Genomic DNA, 19,079 nt, shown 5'->3' with positions numbered 1-19,079 from the left:
ATTCATTTACGTTTAGAGTGCTCTTGTTTCTTCCTTTCCCGAATCTCTTTCTCCACTCGTCGTAACGCTTTCTTTGATCCTCGAGCAAAGTCGTGAGCTTCCTTACGTTCCTGATACGTCGTGAACAACGTATCTAAATCATAGTCAGCCGGATAGAGCTCTGTCGCGCGTGCCTCAAGACGAACGCGGCGGCTCGGCAACTCTACATATTCCAAATCTACGAACACGCGGACATGTCGACGCGATGCATCAAACGAATAGACAAGACCGACTTGATTCGTCTCTAACAAGCGGACACGGTCACCTGTTTCAAAGTGCTCTTCCTCTTCAAGTGGTACCATTTCCACTTCTCGCACAATTTTAGAATCATCGACTTTCGTCATATCATACGTTTTCTCGTTCATGTAACGGGATGCCTGTTTCAGAATCGATTCCGGTAACTTCATCTTACGGGCGATAAAGAGGGCGTTGCTATCGCCAGACTGTCCCATGAGCAGTCGGTATTTTGGTTCAAGCGTTTCTGGGTCAAACTGCATCGCAGCGTTCATGAAATCCGGGTGCGCTTCAGAATAGGATTTGATTTCACCATAATGTGTCGATGCCACAACGATTGCGCCCCGTTTATATGCCGCTTCTAAGATGGCAATCGCAAGAGCGGCTCCTTCGTTCGGTTCCGTCCCGCTCCCAATCTCATCGAATAACAAGAGCGATCGTTTTCCAGCGGTCCGCATGATATTCGCCACATTATACATGTGTGCAGAGAACGTACTGAGTGCCGATTCCAAGTCTTGATTATCTCCGATATCGACGAACACCTCATCGAATGTCGAAATGATCGTATCGGTGTGAGCTGGAATATGCAGTCCCGTCATCGTCATGAGACTAAGGAGTCCAATCGTTTTCAAGACGACCGTCTTCCCTCCGGCGTTCGGTCCGGTGATGATCAAGCCACGATAGTCTGTACCGATGGCAAAATCAAGTGGCACAGCGCTTTCTAAAAGTGGATGACGTACTTGCTTCAATCGGATGCGACCGCTCGCATTGACGTGTGGTGTCACCCCGTCAATCGACTGACTGTACTTCCCTTTGGCGAAGACCATATCGTACTGGGCGATGACATCGAGCGTCGATTCGATGTCAGGAAGGACTTCTGTCACCGCTCCCGTCAACGTCGCTAGCACTTGATACACCTCTACCGCTTCTTCTGTACGCTTGACGACAAGTTCAGCGTTTAACTTCGCAATTGCTTCCGGTTCGATAAAGACCGTCGTCCCTCGATTTGAGGTATCTACAATCGTCCCTGCCACTTTATGCTTATAAGAAGCTTTGATTGGAATGGTGAAGCGGTCCTGTTTTTTCGTGACAAATCCGTCTTGGATCATCTCGCGATTGGCGGCGCTCTTTAAAAACTTGGTCAATCGTTCCTCGATTCGTCCTTCTAAAATGTTGACTTGCTTACGAATCCGCTTCAACTCTTTCGATGCTTCATCGACGACCTGTCCGGCTCGAATCGCTTGTGTGATGTCTTCTTCTAACGTTCGCCATTCGCCCATACCGGCAGCATAAGCCGAAAGAAGCGGTGCAAAGAATTCATGCTCGAGCATGAATCGCTTGAGTTTGCGTGCCCCTCGTAAAAACTCGGCGACCGCTTCAAGTTCTGTTGCCTCGAGTTGGATGCCTCGTTGCAGTTTTCCGATAATGGTCTCCATGTCAGACACACCGATGAACGGGACGTGTGACGTCGCATCTAAAATCGCTCGGGCTTCGGATGTTTCTTGCAGGCGCTTCTTCACCGTTGTAATGTGGCTCGTTGGGCGTTGCTGTCTGAGTAATCGTCTCCCGAATCCGCTGATGCAGAAGCGTTCTACTTTCATCATCAATTCGTTGTATTGTAATTTTTCAAATGTTTGTTCGTTCATGTTTCTCTCTCCTCAAATGATAGAATCGAGATACCGCGCAAACAAAAAAGCGTCGGTCGATGACGACCAACGCAAAAAGACAGACGGGTGTCTGGCAGTTTTTGATGGGCGGTATCTGTAACGGAACATGACGGCATGACAAAAAGACGTGTCATCCGACATTTTTCAGTTCGTTAGGCAGATACAACCTCACTCATCAACATGCAACACCTTTCTTACTTAGATTCGCCCTTACTATACAATAGATTCGTTCCCTTGTAAAATTTTAGAGAACGCTTTCAAAAAAAGACTTGTGTCTCAAACCAACACATGTTATGTTGAACGTGAAGAAACGAATAGTGATCACATGTGACTGATTCGATCAGGCATGGGGTAAGACGTACGGTGCATGCCACCCGTCTATACTCCATGCCTGTTTTGTTTTTCGGTGTTTTGTTTCAAGAAAGGATGTAGTAGACATGCTATGGAATAAGTTAATGAATCGACACAAACCGACACTGCACTCACCAATGGAAGGAGACGTCATTCCACTCGAACAAGTTGCGGACCCGGTCTTTAGTGAAAAAATGATGGGCGATGGCATTGCCATCACACCAACAGACGGTGCCGTCGTCTCACCGGCTGATGGAGAGATTGTACAAATCGCTCCAACAAAGCACGCCATCGGCATTCGGACCGAGGATGGGGCTGAGATTTTGATACACGTCGGACTCGATACCGTTGAACTCGAAGGTCGACCGTTTGATCTTCAAGTAGATGTGGGCGACCACGTCAAGACGGGACAGCTGTTACTCACAGCAGACTTGGCGCAAATTCATCAAGCTGGTAAGGACACGGTCACGCCAATGGTCGTGACGAATGGTGGCGCACTTGCCCATCATTACGCCTTCACGTTCACGAAGGAAGCTGTTCCGGGCAAGACGATTGTCGCCCGAGTGGAAGCGTGACTCCGGAATAAGGAGGACACATGATTAAAATCAAAAAGATTCTAAACAACAATGCGGTCATCGTCTCAGACGAGGGTGAAGAAAAGATTGCGATTGGCCCTGGCGTCGCGTTTAAAAAAGCGAAGAACGACATCGTCAATCCCCATAAAATCGAAAAGTTGTTCATCATGCCAGAGAATGACAAGTTCCAACAGTTATTGAGCCGGATTCCCGTTGAACACTTCACCGTTTCCGAGGAGATTATCTCTTATGCGGAAAAACGTCTCGAGACATCGTTCAACGAACATATCCACATTGTCTTGACCGACCACATCTCGTTCGCCATCGAGCGGGAAATGGATGGCATCTCATTACGCAACAAACTGTTGAACGAGATTAAAATCCTCTATCGGAATGAATATGAGATTGGACTATGGGCGATTGAGCATATCGCTGAAAAGCTCAACGTCCAAATGCCGAAAGACGAAGCTGCGTTCATCGCGCTTCATATTCATACGATGAAAGTGAAAGGAGGTGATTTACGCAAGACGGTCAAACAGACAACAATTGTCCGCGACATGATTCAATCGATTTCACGACGACTCGATGTATCCATTGAAGAAGATGACTTATCCTACCAACGATTATTAACTCATTTACGGTTCGTCATGGATCGGGTCAACCATTACGATCATCATACGATTGATGAAGACATGCTCCGCATGATTCAGACAAAGTTCACGTCTGCCTATGCGTGTGCATCAGATGTCGCAAAAGAAATGGAAGAGACCTATGGCATCGTCTTGCCCGAGTCAGAACTTGGTTATATTACGCTTCACATCCAACGTCTACAAGATCAACACCATCAAAAAGGAGGAAATCAACAATGATGAACTTTTTCCAACGTCTCGGACGTTCCCTCATGTTACCGGTCGCCGTACTACCGGCTGCTGCCATTCTCATGGGGATTGGTTATTGGATTGACCCAGTCGGCTGGGGATCTGAAAACATTGCCGCTGCATTCTTAATTAAGGCAGGGGCCGCTATTATTGATAACATCCCAATTCTGTTCGCAGTCGGGGTCGCGCTCGGAATGGCTAAGAACCGTGACGGTTCAGCAGCACTAAGTGGACTCGTTGCCTTCTTGACGGTCACAACGCTTCTCTCCGCAGGAACGGTAGCATTGTTCCAAGGAATCGACGTAGAAGCCGTCAACCCGGCATTCGGTAAGATTGGGAATGCTTTTGTCGGGATTCTATCCGGTCTCGTCGCCGCTTCCATGTATAACCGCTTCAGTCAAGTCAAATTGCCAGATGCTCTCGCCTTCTTTAGTGGGAAGCGTCTCGTACCAATCATGACAGCCTTCTCGATGATTCTTGTATCGGTCGCTCTTTACTTCATCTGGCCGGTCGTCTATACAGGTCTCGTCGGTTTCGGTGAATCGATTTCAAAACTTGGCGCATTCGGTGCCGGACTTTACGGATTCTTTAACCGCCTCTTGATTCCAACCGGCCTTCACCACGCCCTCAACTCTGTATTCTGGTTCGACGTCGCAGGAATCAACGACATCGGAAACTTCTGGTCAGGTCAAGGTGAAAAAGGTGTAACGGGGATGTACCAAGCAGGTTACTTCCCAATCATGATGTTCGGTCTCCCGGCCGCAGCACTCGCGATGTACCACACAGCGAAAACGAAACGGAAAAAACAAGCCGCTTCACTTCTTCTCGCAGCGGCATTCGCTTCATTCTTCACAGGTGTAACAGAACCGCTCGAGTTCTCATTCATGTTCCTCGCTCCAGTTCTTTACCTTGTACACGCAGTCCTTACAGGAATTTCGCTCTTCGTTGCAGCAACGTTCCAATGGACAGCTGGCTTTGGATTCAGCGCAGGCTTGGTCGACTTTATCTTGAGCTCACGCTTGCCGCTTGCGAACCAACCGTACATGCTCATCGTTCAAGGTCTCGTGTTCGCAGTCATTTATTACGTCATCTTCCGCTTTATGATTGTGAAGCTCAACTTGGCGACGCCAGGCCGTGAACCAGATGAAGTCGTCGATGCGGTTGCAAGTGAGACGGCAGACGGTGAAGCGAAAGTCGCTCCGGTCGCATCAGCTTCAGGTAGCGAATACTCAGCAATGGCACATATGATTTATGACGGTCTTGGCGGTGACAGCAACGTCACAGGCATCGAGTCGTGCATCACACGCCTACGCGTCGATGTCAAAGACATGGATACGGTCAACCAAGATCAAATCAAAAAAGCCGGTATTCCGGGAATCAAAGTCGTCAGTCCAAACCATATTCAAGTCATTGTCGGCACAAACGTTCAGTTCGTCCTCGATGAGATTGAAAAAATCCGTAGCCACCGCGCCGGATAAACGTCGAAAGCCACCTCATTCAGGTGGCTTTTCTTGTTTGGCTATATATTGTTTATAAAATTGAATGAAATAGTAGAGGAAGATCCACGGTAAGATGTACTGTGTGAGCCACATGAAAACCTTAAGTACTGTATGTACAATATATGGCCCTAGCCCAAATAAAAATAATGCGACTAGTAAAGCGCCGCCTAAACCTATGTATATCTTTTTATTCAACTCATCCATCCCCCTTATTTTCCCAGTTCAGTGTAACATAAAGAGCCTGCCGCAACCGGACAGGCTCTGACTACATTTGACGAAGTCGGGAAATGCGTTCGAACGGATCGGGATGTGTTGAGAATAGACCACTCACTTTTTTCTTGAGTGGATCGGAGAAGTAAAGTGGTGCCGAGGCACTCGACGCTTGCTCGACCGGGGTCTCGACGTTCGCAATCTTCTCAAGCGCTGAGGCGAGAGCATCCGGGTTGCGGGTCAGTTCCGCCCCACTCGCATCTGCCAAAAACTCACGATTCCGTGAAATCGCCATATTGATGAGCATCGCGATGAGCGGTGCCAACACCAACAAGACGAGCCCGATGATCAAAAGGATGGGATTCTGGTTTTGATCGCGTCTTCCACCGATACTTCTAAAGAACAGCATGCGCGACCCGATATCGCTCATGATGGCAATCACCGAAACAAGTGCGAGCGTGACCGTCGAGAGCCGCACATCATAATTCTTAATATGCGCGACCTCATGCGCGATCACCCCTTCTACTTCTTCTCGCGATAATCGATCCAACAGTCCCGTCGTGACGGCGACAGCCGCCTTTTCTGGCTTCAATCCCGTCGCAAATGCGTTTGGCGATGGGTCGTTGATGATAAAGATGCGCGGCATCGGCACTCGCGCGACCATCGCCATGTTTTCGACCGTATGCCATAGAAAGCGGTGCTCTTCCACCGATGTCACCTCTTGTGCCCGATTCATCTTCATGACGATGTTCGTACTCGACATGACGACGATTCCCACATAAAACAACGAGAAAATCGGTGTGAAGATTAACCCCGGAATCGCGTCTCCATAGTTGACGTAGGAAATGGCCGCTCCGACGAGAAGAACGAATAGGACAAACCCTGTGACGATGAAGACCGTCTTCACTTTATTCTTTCGAATCTGTTCATAGAGGAGCATACGCGCCACCTCGATTCATCAAAATGAGACGCGAACGTTCTCGCGCTCTTCGGCACGTGCCTCGAGCATATCGCGCTTTTCAAAATGATGGACGGAGGCGATGATGTTCGTCGGGACCGATTCGATTTTCGTGTTATATTTCATGACCGTATTGTTATAGAGTTGACGCGAATACGCGACCTTATTTTCCGTCTGTGTCAATTCTTCCTGCAACATCTTGAAGTTCTCGTTCGCTTTCAAATCCGGGTACGCCTCACGAAGCGCGAAGAGATTTTTCAGTGCTCCACTCAATTGATCGTTCACTGCCATCTGGTCCTGACGATTCGACTTTTCTCCGAGCTGGTTTCTCAGTTCGACGACCTTCGCAAGCGTTTCTTGCTCGTGTTTCGCGTAGCCTTTCACCGTCTCGACCAAGTTCGGAATCAGATCATACCGCCGCTTCAACTGCACATCGATTTGAGCCCACGCCTCATCGACCCAATTTCGATACTTGACGAGCCCGTTGTACATCGAAAAATAGATGAGTACGAGCACGACAACCGCTACAATCGCAATAATCCACCCCATGTTGGCACCTCATTTCTTCATTTTCTCCTGTATTAATTCCCTTTACTCGTATAAGATAAGCTTAACTTTCATAACAATTTGTAAATGAATTCATTTCTTGACACGGTAACCACAAAGGAGTGTTCGCAATGATCGTCACGCATGCCGAAGTACGTTTGACCGAGTTGTTCGAAGAAATGGTATCCCTAAGACGCCATTTTCACCAATATCCTGAACTGTCTTTTCAAGAAGTCGAAACACCAAAGATGATTGCCTCGTATCTCCGTGAACTTGGGATTGAAGTACGTGAGCACGTTGGCGGCAATGGGGTCGTCGGTCGAATCAAAGGCGGTGACGGTCCGACCATCGCATTACGTGCCGATTTTGACGCCCTTCCCATCCAAGATGTGAAAGATGTCCCGTATCGTTCAAAAGTGAACGGGGTCATGCATGCGTGTGGTCACGATGCCCACACGGCGACACTTCTCGTTTTAGCGAAAGTATTGACTGAGATGAGCCTTCCAGGAGACGTCGTGTTGATTCACCAGTTCGCAGAAGAATTGGCTCCGGGTGGTGCCAAACCGATGATTGAAGACGGCTGTCTCGACAACGTGGATTATATATACGGTGCGCACATTTGGACACCACTTCCGTTCGGAACGATTGGCGTGAAAACAGGTCCTATCATGGCTGCGGCAGATCGCTTTGAATTGATCATTACAGGAAAAGGTGGACATGGCGCGATTCCGCAACATACAGTCGATGCCCTCATGGTTGCCGTGAACGTGGCGAATCATCTCCAACAGGTCGTCAGTCGGCGAATCGATCCGCTCGAACCTGCCGTGCTGACCATCGGTACGCTCCACTCCGGACAAGCATTCAACGTCATTGCCGAAGAAGCCAAATTATCCGGTACCGTGCGTACATTCACTCGGGAGACGCAAAAAAAAATCATCTCCGATATGGAGCGGATCATTCGTTCCGTCTGTGAAGCGAGCGATGCTGATTATGAATTGGAGTATATAAAAGGATATCCTGCTGTCGTGAATCATGTGACCGAAACGGAACTCGTCCGTGAGAGTGCGGTGGAGGTCGTTGGTGCAGACGGTGTCATTGAGATGGCACCACTTATGGTCGGGGAAGATTTCGCTTATTATGTCGAGCACGTTCCTGGTAGCTTTTTCTTCACAGGAGCAGGAAATCCCGAGCTCTCCGCAATCTTTCCGCATCATCATCCCCGCTTCGACGTGGATGAACGAGCGATGTTGCACACAGCCCAAGTCTTGTTAGGAGCTTTACAACGAACGTGGATGGTACACGAAAAAGAGGGCTGATGCATCGCATCAGTCCTCTTCAGTAATTGGTTCTTTTAATTCTGAAACAAGCACTTGGTCGACACGCTTTCCGTCCATATCCACGACTTCAAAGCGAAGACCGTACGCTTCGACCACATCGCCCCGTTTCGGAAAATCACCAAGTGCGTAAATGACGAGTCCTGCGAGCGTATGATAGGAGTTGCGCCCTTCGTCGAATCGGTCATCCCGAATCTCGAACGTTCGCTTCAAATCCTCTATTCCGAGTAACCCATCCGCCAAATACGATCCGTCCTCGCGACGAACCACTTCTGGTGTATCCTCTTCAATCATCACCTCTCCGACGATTTCTTCCAAAATATCGAACAAGGTGACCATACCAAGGAATCCGCCGTATTCATCTAAAACAAAGGCGATTTCCACACCATTTTTCTGCATCATTTGAAGCACTTGGCTCGCCTCTCGTTGTTTTGGAACGATGAGCGGCTGTTTGATGCGCTTCAAAATCTGTGACTGCTCACGCAGTGTCGGCAACGTCAAGATGTCACGTACATCGATGTACCCGACAAAGTCGTCAAGCGAGTCGCGCCCGACCGGTAACTTGTTATGTTTACTTTCATAAATCGATTTCTTAATATCGTCCATGTCATCTTCTAAGTCGACCCATTCGAGCGTCGTCCGTGGTTGCATGAGCTCATAAATCAATTGATCATGAAACGCAAAGACCCGTTCGACTTGTCGAACTTCTTCATGAGCGAACTGTCCTTGCTGGGCGCCTTCAAACAAGAGTTGTTTGATCTCGAGCTCAGTCTCCCCACTCGTCTGTTCCGCCTTCAACCCTAACAATTTGAACAAAAAGAGTGTCGATTTCGATAAAATCCAAATGAACGGTTTCATCACTTTACTGAATAAATCGAGCGACGGAATGATTGCCATCGTTACTTTTTCAGGTGAGACGAGCGCAATCCGTTTCGGGACCAATTCACCAATGATGAGCGACAGATACGTAATAATCGTAACGACGGCCACATAAGCAACGGTTCCGGCATACTGCGTACTCATTCCGGCTTGTTCAAATGCCGATGCGAGCGGTGCCGAGAAGCGTGCGCCCCCGTATGCCCCGTTAATAATCCCAATCAATGTGATTCCGACTTGAACGGTCGACAACAAATCTGTCGGGTCTTTCGAATAATGAAGCGCAATCTTGGCACTTCGTTTTCCTCGATTTGCTTCAACCTCAAGTTTTGCAGGTTTCGATGAGATGAGCGCAATTTCTGTCATCGCAAAAATCCCGTTCAACACAATCAAAAACAAAACAATCAACAAATCAATCACTATGGAAGAATCCACTTTTTTCATCACCTCAGCTAATTTTTAAAGCATACTGCTTCATTTTATCAAAAAATCGTTACCAACCTGTACCCGTTTTGCTCAGAAAAATAGCCACTCCTCAAGAAGTGGCTTCGTTGACAGCTTGTTTGGCGATAGCCGCCGTCTGAGACTGTTTAAAGAGAATGACCCCGACAAGAAGGATGGTGAGCCCTACAATTTGTCCGGCCGATAACGTGATTTGAGGCATCCCGAAGGCGCCATATAAATCGACGACTAACGCCCAAATGAGTTGTGACACGAGAATGAGTGACACAGACAATGTGGGTCCGAGTAACTGGATGCTGCGCATGACACAGTACACGACACCGACACCAAATAAACCACCGAGCCAATAGATTGGCGACAAGTCACGTAATCCAGCAAGATTTCCTCCAAATAATACTAACGGGATGATGGATCCGACCAAACCAACGATAAAGACCAATACGGTGGTGGCCCAAGCCCCTAAATTTGTATTCATTTTCGCGTTGACCGCCGCCTGTACGCTAATAAACGCCCCAGCCACAGCCGAACAGATGATACCAAAAATCATATAACTCCTCCTTACTCATAAAACATGCCGTTCGCACGTTCTTTCAATCGTTCACTATTTAAAATGATGACTTCTTTTCTCGTTCGTTTGACCAATCCTTCATCCACGAATGCCTGCAACGTTCGGTTCAAGTGACGATAACTCGTCCCTAGCCACTCTGCGACTTCTTTCCGTTTCAGTTGACTCATCTCCGCTTGAAACAGTTCATTCCCAGATTCACTGAGTGAGATCAAGTAACCGGCCAACCGCTCTTCGAGAGTCGACATGAGATGATTCGACGAGGCGTTTGCCTCGATGAATAATTTTTCGGACACGCCTCGTAACAGATGCTCCGTGAATTCGACCGTTCGATTATATCGTCGAAGCGCCTCGAAAGGGATGCGCAGACACGTCACGGGACCGACCGCTTCAACCGTATGCAATACATTGCGTCCGCTCGCATATTCGATATCTCCAATCAATGTTGGAGCAGCCTTCAGACGCAACAATCGCAATTTCCCTTCTTCACTGAGCGTATAAATTTTGACACGCCCTTCAAGGACGACGAATAAAGATTCGATGTGCTGATCGTTCGAACATAACATGGTCCCAGACGCATATGTCACTACGGACGAGGACTCAAGCGTTTCATTCGAAAACAGATGATTCCACTGCAATCGTGTCAGTGCATCCATAATATTCATCATGTAAAGTGAACTCCTTAAGAAAATGTATAGATTCCGATTCCAACAACCATCAAGACGAGTCCCATGACCTGTCCCGTGTTCATCGGTTTCCGTTTGACACCAAACCAACCATTCAAATCGATGATGAAGGCTCCTACTAATTGTGCCACAAGCAATACACAAATTGCCCATGTGACCCCGAGTTGTTGAATCGCCGTCAATTCGCCGAAGACAACGAATACCCCGAACAATCCTCCTAAACTATAATACCAAGGCACACGTTTGAAGGCTGTCATGTCCGCATCCCGCTTGAAGAAGTAAATCGCGAGTGCTAACAGAAGTCCGACAAAATGAACGATAGTGACGGACATCCATGCGCCTACCGCATCTCCTAGTTTTGCATTAAAGATTCCTTGAAGGGCGATGAACGTCCCTGATAAGATGGCAAATAAAATTCCCATGTCATTCCCCTTTCTCTTCGTCTGACTTTACGAAAAGAGAGATGACTTGAATAGGACATATGTCCAAAAAACAAAAAAGCAACTTCGACATTCGAAGTTGCTTCACACGATTATCCGAGTAACTTAACAAGTTCTTTCCCGACCGCTTCAGAAGACTGAGGATTCTGACCCGTGACGAGACGTTCGTCAACCGCCACATTCACCGCCCAGTTGTCAGCTCCCTTGAACTGCCCGCCTTGATTGCGTAGTCCTGTTTCAAGTAAGAACGGTACGGCAGAATCGAGTTGCATCTCTTTTTCTTCCGCATCGGTGAACCCTGTCACCTGTTTATCTTTAACGAGTGGCTCATCGTTGCTGAGTTTCACATTGACCAATCCAATTGGTCCGTGGCAAACTGCCCCGACAATATTTCCACTCTCGTATACATTGCGAATGACACGTTGTAACGTTTCATTTTCTGGGAAATCAACAACTGTCCCGTGACCACCTGGTAAGAAGATTGCATCGTACGACTCATCTGCGACTTGATCGAGACGAGCTGTGTCTTTGAGCAATTCCCGTGTATTGAGAATGTCTTCTGACAAACCATCTTCTAAACTATTCGCATCGATTGGCACGTCTCCACCTTCGATACTCGCGATCGTCACTTTATATCCTTCTTTTTCGAACAATAAATAAGGAACGGCAAACTCTTCAAGCCAAAGTCCCGTTGCATGACCATTTGATAATTGATTTGCTGACGTTGTGACAATCAGTACATGTTTCGACATACTCAATTCCTCCTTCAAGAAAATCAACATACGACTCTAGTGTTCCCGATTCATCATCTGTTAAACCTGATGACCTGTCCGCTCATGACAAGGCGTAACTTTTTTTAACCTGGTTATTTATTCATCCTCCCTTTTTCTTACCACCCTCTATACTGAGGAAGAATTGCAATTCCAACCCATGAAGGAGACGTGTGCTATGACGAAACGAATGAACGACTGGGGATTTCTCATTGTCGTCGCCATCATCATCCTATTGCTTGTGCTTGGTCAGCTGCCGTTCTTCATGTAATCTTCACGTATATTCTTTACCAGTTGTAGTATGATTGCCTTGTAAGCACTTACACCAAACCTGATATGAAAGGATGGAGTTCACTATGTCAGAACGCATTTTCATCAGTCCGGCCAAGTATGTGCAAGGGAAACAAACGATTGATCGCATCGGAGAGTTTGTCGCTCACTTCGGTTCCAACGCTTTACTCATCGCGGATGACGTCGTATGGGAGTTGATCGGCGAACGGGTGACCCAGTCTCTGCAAGCGAGCCAGCTCAAGGCGACGAAAGCTGATTTCATCGGAGAAGCGTCGAAGCACGAAATCACTCGAATCGCTACAGACGCTAAGAAGCATGAAACAGCGTTTGTTATCGGTCTCGGCGGTGGGAAAACGCTCGATACAGCAAAAGCGGTCGCAGATGAATTGGATGCGCGTATCGTCATTGTACCGACCATCGCCTCTACGGATGCACCGACGAGCGCATTGTCGGTCATATATACAGATGAAGGCAATTTCGAAAGCTACCGTTTCTATAAAAAGAATCCGGATCTCGTCCTTGTGGATACGGAATTGATTGCACAAGCACCGCCACGCTTCTTAGCGTCAGGTATTGCCGATGCATTGGCCACATGTGTGGAAGTGCGAAGTGTCCTGGCATTCGGAGGCAAGACGATGGCTGGCGGTGTCCCGACACTTGCAGCGGAGGCGATTGCCGAACGGTGTGAAGAGGTTCTATTCACATATGGGATTCAAGCGTATGAAGCTGTGAAAGCAAAAGTCGTCACACCTGCGCTTGAAGCTGTTGTGGAAGCCAACACCTTATTGAGCGGGCTCGGCTTTGAAAGTGGTGGCTTGGCTGCAGCCCATGCCATTCACAATGGATTCACCGCACTTGAAGGAGACATCCACCATTTGACGCACGGTGAAAAAGTTGCATTTGGAACACTCGTGCAACTCGCACTCGAAGGACGCCCTCAAGAAGAGTTCGAGCAGTATGTTGCCTTTTATGTGGCACTCGACTTACCGGTCACACTTGAAGATATCAAATTGAAAGATGCATCTCGAGACGATATCTTGAAGGTCGGGAAAGCGGCCACGGCAGATGGCGAAACGATTCATAGCGGTTTCGATGTTACACCTGAAGAAGTTGCTGACGCCATCATCGCTGCGGATCGCTATGCACGTCTTTATAAAGAACACCTATAAAAACAGCGAGAGGAAGCTCACACGGCTTCGTCTCGCTATTTTTTGTTCAGGAAGAATGATGAGAGAATTCCTACTCCCATACAACTGACCGTCAAAAGGAAGAACGTCAGCTGGTTCATATAGATGATATTCGTGAACTGGTTCCATCCTTCTGCGTACGACTCATTGGCTGATAAACGAATTCCTTCTCGAAGAGACGTCGCCTGTGATTGGTTAGTCATCCAAGCTATACCGGCCATGACGAAACTTCCGATCGCTAAACTGACCTTTCCAAGCGGTCGCACAGAAGAGACGACTCGATATGTCAAACGAATGGTGATCCAAATAAACAATAAAAGAAACGGCCATCCAATCAAGAGAACAATCCAGTATAGATTCCCTTCACCCGGTGTTTCCGAGTAAGGGGTCGTCAGCACTTCACCGAGCTTAAAGATTCCAAACGTGATCAACGTCACGATAAACCATGCTTTTATCAATTTCTCCATCTCAACACCTCGTCCTCAGTATAGCAAAAACACTGTATGCGTCTGCATACAGTGTTTATTCTTTCGGTCGGACGACGTAATAAATCAAAATGACGAGCCACGTCCACACTCCTGTGAAAATCCCGATAATCCCGACGATGAAAAAACCAAGCGGAATCATCGATTTCGTTCGATTATAGTCCTTCCACATATTCGATAGCCCTTTGATATTAAAATACAAAAAGGCAAAGAATAGGACGAGCAATAAAAGTGGTAAACCGACTAAAGCTTCCATTCGCTCACTCCTCTCTACGATCTCATTCGTTATTTTAATTGTAATGGATTTCTTGCTCACCTTCATCGGGCCCAAGCCGTATCCTCTTCCGACCTAAAGATGGATAAAAGATGCACAATCTATCAAGAAAACGGGAAAAGGAACATCATCTAACTCTCGAGGAGGCATTTTGCCATGAAGTCCTTGCGTATCTTGATCGTTTGTTTGCTGTTGTTTCAAGTGTCGCCGGTGACAGCGGCATCCTCGTCCCCACAACCAGGTTATACGATTAAAACGACGTATTTGTACGGTCGTGCCATGCAATCTTCTCCAATTCTTAAGACGCTACGAACGAACGTCCCGGTCCGCTACACGACCTATAACCGGAGCTGGTCGAACGTCTATATCGGAAATACGAAGTACTTCACTCCCTCTGCCAACTTGAAAGCCGGCATCCCTAAAATGCCTTCTGCAGACCGTTTACGACTAGTCAACAAGGCGAATGCACTCCCGTCCACTTACCGTTCCCCACAACTTGTCACATTAACCATTCCAACTGTTTATCAAAAAGGGAGTGAACGGACCTTGATGACAGCGGAAGCAGCATACGCTTTGGCTAAACTATATTACGCCGGTCGGAAGCAAGGTCATACGTTATACGCCCTTAGCGCCTACCGATCTTACTCGACACAAAAGTCACTCTATGCCTATTACGTCAACACACGTGGGGTCGCATATGCTTCAAAATATGTGGCACGTCCCGGTCATAGTGAACATCAAACGGGTCTCGCCGTTGATATGACGAGTCAACGCATGCGTCTAGGCCTATATGAATCCTTCGACCGATCGCCTGAAGGGAAATGGATGCTTCAAAACGCCCATCTCTATGGATTTATCGTCCGCTATCCAAAAGGAAAAGAGAAAATCACGGGATACAATTACGAACCTTGGCATTTGCGTTATGTCGGTGTCACTGAAGCGACGATGATGAAGCAGAAGAACTGGGCGTTCGAAGAATGGTGGAGCAAACGTTGAGTGAGCATCCTTTTTCAGGCATTTCCCTGTTCACGTTATAATGGAGTCATCTTATTCGTATAGGGGGAAATGTGGGATGTGGATTGTGATGAACAAACTAGACGTTGAAAAAGGAAAGGCCGACGCGGTCAAAGCACGCTTCGAAACGACAAAAGGAATCGAAGCGATGGATGGCTTTGTCCGTATGCAAGTGTTGACGGATACGTCTGATGAGGCGATGGATCATGTCGTCATCATGACCACGTGGCGTGATGCAGACAGCTTTGAGAACTGGCGCGACAGCAATGCTTATAAGCACGCCCATAAGAAACGTGATGACGGGACTTCAGAAGTGAAACCAATCGTCCTCGGCAACACCGTTACCCAATATGAGGTCGCCATTGAACATCTCGCCTCAACGGAGCGCGTTCAATAAATCTTGAGGACGGATGATGCCGAGTAGCGGTTCATCCGGATTTCCGGTCTCTGTAATCAGAAGGGCGTCATATCGTGCGCCCTCTTTCATTTGCGTAAAGCAGTGCTGTGCCTCGATTACGGTCGCATCCTTCCGAATGAATCGATATCGGTGCATATGCGGATCGTGGTGGAGCACGTGCTTCACCCGAACTCCTTTGAGTGACAAGTTGGGCCCGTCGATTGTTTCGGCTAGCCAACTGGTCACTCCTTTTTTCGTCAACAGTCCGCGCCAAGACCCATTGTCATGATATACAGGGAATTGCGAATAATTTTTATCTCGAATCTCCCGGAGTACTTCCGTCAAAAAATCTTCCGACTGAAACGTCACCACCGATTTCGCAAACAATGGAATGACGAGACGTGGATGAAGGAGCTCTCGCTCTACTTCTAAAATCAATGCAACAAGCGACTCGTGTGGCTCAGCGATAATAAAATCAGGTTCACGCCGCTCATGGACGATGGCATTTCGTAGTTGACTCATCTGATGTAAATCTTCTTTATACCGGTCGATGATTGGATTTTGTTTCGCTAACCGATTCACCATGTTACTAAAACTGAAATGTTGCCCATCTCCCATCTCTCGACTCAAGTAGTCCTCGATTCGATGATAGGATGCCAAAAATTCTTCAGCACGACTCATGTGATCACCCTCCTTAACGATACATGTATACCCTCTTTTTTATCATTTGAGCAGGAAACCGTTTATTCATCCCGAATGACATAGAAATCATCTTAATTATGGAGGAGGGCTATCATGGCGACTTCGATTCATCCCACATCACCAACTTCACCGCAACCCACGTTTCGCGCAGGACTACGCGCCGGCATTCCCGTCGCCATCGGATATATCCCGATTGCGATTGCCTTCGGTCTTTTGGCACAATCTTTCAACTTGCCGAATGCTATCACATTATCGATGTCCTTTTTGATCTTTGCCGGGGCAAGTCAGTTCATTACGGTACAACTTCTGATGGCCGGTTCGATGTATTGGGAAATCATTTTGACGACGTTCATTCTAAACTCTCGCCATTTTTTAATGTCCGCCTCACTATCCCAACGGATTGAGAGTACATCTCGAAGACTATTGGCTACCATCGCGTTTGGTGTGACCGACGAAACGTTCAGCATCGCCTCTACTCGTCAAGAGGCCCGTTCCGGTATGTTCGTGCTCGGGTTGAATACAATCGCATTTCTTGCTTGGAATGTCGGGACGTGGATGGGGGTCTTCCTCGCCTTCGGTCTTCCAAGCACATTACAGGCGAGTATGGGGATTGCGCTATATGCGATGTTCATCGGGTTACTCGTTCCATCATTAACGACTCGTCCTGTCTTCGTCGTAGCAAGCTTAGCTATCATTATTCAAGCCATACTCCATTGGGTCATCACCCCGTTCTTCTCAATCTCAGATGGGATTCGAATCATCGTCGCGACCGTTGTCGCAGCCGGAATCGGTGCTTTCGTATTTAAGGAGGAAGAGGTCACATGATATCGTTGTTTCTACTCGTTCTAGGATTGGCACTTGTCACGTATCTCCCTCGCCTTGTCCCGCTACTCTGGCTAAAGGAATTGGCGTTACCGGCATATATGAAACGATTTCTTTCCTTCATCCCGTATGCGGTACTGGCTAGTTTGATTTTTCCGGGCGTCCTATCCTCCACGACCACCACCTCGTCTGCCTTATTCGGAGGAGTGGTTGCCACTTTCCTGGCGCTACTACGGGTCAACCTCGTCGTTGTCGTCATTGGAGCTGTATTCGGGGTATATGCCTTTCAAACTATATGACAAAGGAGCGGCACACGAGGTGCTGCTCCTTTTCTTATGCTGATATGCCCTGACGACGAAGCTGGACGAATACGTCCACAAATTCCGCGTCCCATTGTGTTCCCCGACCGCTCTCCAATATGGAAAGCGCCTTTTCCACTGGCATCCCTGACCGATAGGGTCGATCTGATGTCATGGCATCATAAGCATCGGCAATCGCCATGATTCTTCCGAATAACGGAATGTCGACCGCATGTAAGCGGTCCGGGTATCCTTTCCCATCGATTCGTTCGTGGTGCGATCGAACTCCGGCTAAAATCGGTTGAAGCGATGCAGGTAAATGAATTTGACTCAAAATATGGATGCCAATGGTCGGATGTTCTTGAATTTTTGAAAACTCTTCGTCTGTCAGCTTCCCTTCTTTTAGTAGGACGTCATCTCGAATTCCAATTTTCCCGATGTCATGTAGAAGTGCTGACTTATTGAGTAAATCGACTTGTGCATGCGGTAAGCCAATGGCGCGAGCAAGCTCAACGGAATACATCGCGACACGCTCCGAATGACCTGCTGTGTAGGGATCACGTGCATCGAGCGTTGCTGCGAATAAAATGAAGAGGCTGTCTAACAGCTGTGCGTTTTCTTGTTCACGAGCAGTTACCGTCTCAACCATTTGATTGAATCCCCCAATCAGTTGGGCGAACTCATCTAAGTACGGATTCTCGATTTTCTGAAGTTGTCCCGACTCCATCTGTTCGATGCCGGACGTCAAAAATCCAATCGGACGTTTGATGTTGTCATAGAGTAAGAAACTGCATAACACCGCAATTCCGACGATGATGACAAGAATCACGAGCGCCCAATTCCAATACGTATCCGTTCGAGTCGAAGTCGACAATTGGACACTCGACGCCAACATGAACAACATGATGGGAAAGATACCCGTAATGAGCATACTGATCAATAATTTAGTTCGGACACTAAATGATCGATACGTTGCATGAATAGGCAGATGATAAAGTTCGAGATGCCTTTCTTTCATGTATACAAGTAATGGCTCAACCGATCGAACCGTCAAAAAATATTCAATCAAGGCATGTAGTACCGCAATCATGACGGCCCCGATTGCAGCCAAGCCGATCAAACGATAAGGTAAGTCAATCCACCCCACCTGAATAAAAACGGCGGTTAAACCAATTGACGGGATGGATAATCCAAACAAATGAGGACCTAAAATCCGTTGCACCGTTAAAATCGGGAATCGACTCGCTTGTTCGAATGCCGACGTCAATTCGTCAATCGATGGGGATTCGATCATAAAAAGCTGTCGTATCGGTCGAATGTGGCGACGGTATAAGAGTAGTTCTGAGAAAATCATAACTATCCCTGACCCCAACATGATGCCTAACAGTAGTAAAATCTCTCGAATGGACAGGTCAAGCGTTTGAAAAATAAAGACACCACCTACTCCAAAGACGGCCAAACCTGAGCCGATGATATAGTTCATCACGAGCGTCCGTTGAAAACGTTCAAACATTCCCC

At 47.6% G+C, this 19,079-nt stretch carries 21 protein-coding genes; 9 read left to right on the top strand and 12 right to left on the bottom strand.

Annotated features, from left to right (window positions below):
* Positions 1-2 precede the first annotated feature (2 nt).
* A complete protein-coding gene (locus IRJ25_RS11170; protein ID WP_269318305.1) occupies positions 3-1,919 on the bottom strand; it encodes an endonuclease MutS2 in 1,917 nt (638 codons plus the stop codon).
* 458 nt (positions 1,920-2,377) lie between these two features.
* On the opposite strand from IRJ25_RS11170, the gene IRJ25_RS11165 reads away from it, so the two are divergent.
* The 3 genes from IRJ25_RS11165 to nagE are packed head-to-tail and all read left to right on the top strand — an operon-like array spanning position 2,378 to position 5,222.
* Positions 2,378-2,866: a PTS sugar transporter subunit IIA gene (locus IRJ25_RS11165; RefSeq protein WP_015880356.1), complete on the top strand. Its 489-nt coding sequence runs from the start codon at positions 2,378-2,380 to the stop codon at positions 2,864-2,866.
* Between the two features lie 20 nt (positions 2,867-2,886).
* Positions 2,887-3,735, top strand: a complete 849-nt coding sequence (locus IRJ25_RS11160; protein WP_269318304.1) for a PRD domain-containing protein — start codon at positions 2,887-2,889, stop codon at positions 3,733-3,735.
* Positions 3,732-5,222, top strand: a complete 1,491-nt coding sequence (nagE, locus tag IRJ25_RS11155) for an N-acetylglucosamine-specific PTS transporter subunit IIBC (RefSeq protein ID WP_015880354.1) — start codon at positions 3,732-3,734, stop codon at positions 5,220-5,222. Before IRJ25_RS11160 ends, nagE begins: the two co-directional genes overlap by 4 nt.
* A gap of 286 nt (positions 5,223-5,508) precedes the next feature.
* On the opposite strand, the gene htpX is transcribed toward nagE, so the two are convergent.
* Together htpX and IRJ25_RS11145 are read right to left on the bottom strand one after the other, a co-directional pair.
* Positions 5,509-6,393 carry a zinc metalloprotease HtpX gene (gene htpX, locus IRJ25_RS11150; RefSeq protein WP_269318303.1) on the bottom strand — a complete coding sequence of 295 codons (885 nt, stop codon included), beginning with the start codon at positions 6,391-6,393 and terminating at the stop codon, positions 5,509-5,511.
* A gap of 18 nt (positions 6,394-6,411) precedes the next feature.
* Positions 6,412-6,960, bottom strand: coding sequence for a LemA family protein (locus tag IRJ25_RS11145; protein ID WP_015880351.1), 549 nt, complete (start codon positions 6,958-6,960; stop codon positions 6,412-6,414).
* A 128-nt stretch (positions 6,961-7,088) separates the two neighbouring features.
* Here IRJ25_RS11145 and IRJ25_RS11140 point away from each other — a divergent pair, with 128 nt between their 5' ends.
* Positions 7,089-8,273 carry an amidohydrolase gene (locus IRJ25_RS11140; RefSeq protein ID WP_214784417.1) on the top strand — a complete coding sequence of 395 codons (1,185 nt, stop codon included), beginning with the start codon at positions 7,089-7,091 and terminating at the stop codon, positions 8,271-8,273.
* A gap of 9 nt (positions 8,274-8,282) precedes the next feature.
* Here the strand turns inward: IRJ25_RS11140 and IRJ25_RS11135 are convergent, their stop codons facing one another.
* The 5 genes from IRJ25_RS11135 to IRJ25_RS11115 form a co-directional block, all read right to left on the bottom strand.
* Entirely contained in the window at positions 8,283-9,611 is a 1,329-nt protein-coding gene (locus IRJ25_RS11135; RefSeq protein WP_214731294.1) for a hemolysin family protein, read from the bottom strand.
* 91 nt (positions 9,612-9,702) lie between these two features.
* Positions 9,703-10,176 (bottom strand): DMT family transporter, encoded by a 474-nt coding sequence (locus IRJ25_RS11130; protein WP_214685023.1) that lies wholly within the window; start codon positions 10,174-10,176, stop codon positions 9,703-9,705.
* An 11-nt stretch (positions 10,177-10,187) separates the two neighbouring features.
* Positions 10,188-10,862, bottom strand: coding sequence for a Crp/Fnr family transcriptional regulator (locus IRJ25_RS11125; RefSeq protein WP_015880346.1), 675 nt, complete (start codon positions 10,860-10,862; stop codon positions 10,188-10,190).
* Between the two features lie 14 nt (positions 10,863-10,876).
* Positions 10,877-11,302: a DMT family transporter gene (locus IRJ25_RS11120; protein ID WP_015880345.1), complete on the bottom strand. Its 426-nt coding sequence runs from the start codon at positions 11,300-11,302 to the stop codon at positions 10,877-10,879.
* Between the two features lie 110 nt (positions 11,303-11,412).
* Positions 11,413-12,072 (bottom strand): type 1 glutamine amidotransferase domain-containing protein, encoded by a 660-nt coding sequence (locus IRJ25_RS11115; RefSeq protein ID WP_078146046.1) that lies wholly within the window; start codon positions 12,070-12,072, stop codon positions 11,413-11,415.
* A 374-nt stretch (positions 12,073-12,446) separates the two neighbouring features.
* Between IRJ25_RS11115 and IRJ25_RS11110 the strand changes: the two genes are divergently transcribed.
* A complete protein-coding gene (locus IRJ25_RS11110; RefSeq protein ID WP_269318302.1) occupies positions 12,447-13,550 on the top strand; it encodes a glycerol dehydrogenase in 1,104 nt (367 codons plus the stop codon).
* A 35-nt stretch (positions 13,551-13,585) separates the two neighbouring features.
* On the opposite strand, the gene IRJ25_RS11105 is transcribed toward IRJ25_RS11110, so the two are convergent.
* Together IRJ25_RS11105 and IRJ25_RS11100 are read right to left on the bottom strand one after the other, a co-directional pair.
* Positions 13,586-14,035 (bottom strand): hypothetical protein, encoded by a 450-nt coding sequence (locus IRJ25_RS11105; protein ID WP_269318301.1) that lies wholly within the window; start codon positions 14,033-14,035, stop codon positions 13,586-13,588.
* 55 nt (positions 14,036-14,090) lie between these two features.
* The gene (locus IRJ25_RS11100; protein ID WP_074035105.1) at positions 14,091-14,309 is read right to left on the bottom strand and encodes a hypothetical protein; all 219 of its coding nucleotides are present in this window, start codon (positions 14,307-14,309) and stop codon (positions 14,091-14,093) included.
* 174 nt (positions 14,310-14,483) lie between these two features.
* Between IRJ25_RS11100 and IRJ25_RS11095 the strand changes: the two genes are divergently transcribed.
* Together IRJ25_RS11095 and IRJ25_RS11090 are read left to right on the top strand one after the other, a co-directional pair.
* The gene (locus IRJ25_RS11095) at positions 14,484-15,323 is read left to right on the top strand and encodes a M15 family metallopeptidase (protein ID WP_214784426.1); all 840 of its coding nucleotides are present in this window, start codon (positions 14,484-14,486) and stop codon (positions 15,321-15,323) included.
* 76 nt (positions 15,324-15,399) lie between these two features.
* Positions 15,400-15,738 (top strand): antibiotic biosynthesis monooxygenase, encoded by a 339-nt coding sequence (locus IRJ25_RS11090; RefSeq protein WP_074035108.1) that lies wholly within the window; start codon positions 15,400-15,402, stop codon positions 15,736-15,738.
* On the opposite strand, the gene IRJ25_RS11085 is transcribed toward IRJ25_RS11090, so the two are convergent.
* On the bottom strand, positions 15,718-16,419 hold the full coding sequence (locus IRJ25_RS11085) for a CBS domain-containing protein (RefSeq protein ID WP_074035110.1): 702 nt from the start codon (positions 16,417-16,419) through the stop codon (positions 15,718-15,720). The genes IRJ25_RS11090 and IRJ25_RS11085 overlap by 21 nt on opposite strands.
* A gap of 114 nt (positions 16,420-16,533) precedes the next feature.
* Here IRJ25_RS11085 and IRJ25_RS11080 point away from each other — a divergent pair, with 114 nt between their 5' ends.
* Positions 16,534-17,265 carry an AzlC family ABC transporter permease gene (locus tag IRJ25_RS11080; RefSeq protein ID WP_159563266.1) on the top strand — a complete coding sequence of 244 codons (732 nt, stop codon included), beginning with the start codon at positions 16,534-16,536 and terminating at the stop codon, positions 17,263-17,265.
* Positions 17,262-17,561 (top strand): AzlD domain-containing protein, encoded by a 300-nt coding sequence (locus tag IRJ25_RS11075; RefSeq protein WP_074035113.1) that lies wholly within the window; start codon positions 17,262-17,264, stop codon positions 17,559-17,561. The genes IRJ25_RS11080 and IRJ25_RS11075 overlap by 4 nt, the downstream gene beginning before the upstream one ends.
* A 34-nt stretch (positions 17,562-17,595) precedes the next feature.
* Here IRJ25_RS11075 and IRJ25_RS11070 read toward each other — a convergent pair whose 3' ends face one another.
* Positions 17,596-19,074: an HD-GYP domain-containing protein gene (locus IRJ25_RS11070; RefSeq protein WP_214784429.1), complete on the bottom strand. Its 1,479-nt coding sequence runs from the start codon at positions 19,072-19,074 to the stop codon at positions 17,596-17,598.
* Positions 19,075-19,079 lie beyond the last annotated feature (5 nt).

The sequence above is a fragment of the Exiguobacterium sp. KJ 601 genome, from assembly GCF_027161185.1.
In the GTDB taxonomy this organism is placed as follows: Bacteria; Bacillota; Bacilli; order Exiguobacteriales; family Exiguobacteriaceae; genus Exiguobacterium; species Exiguobacterium profundum.
The sequence above is the reverse complement of the archived record's forward strand: the minus strand, read 5'-3'. Positions and strand labels throughout refer to the sequence as shown.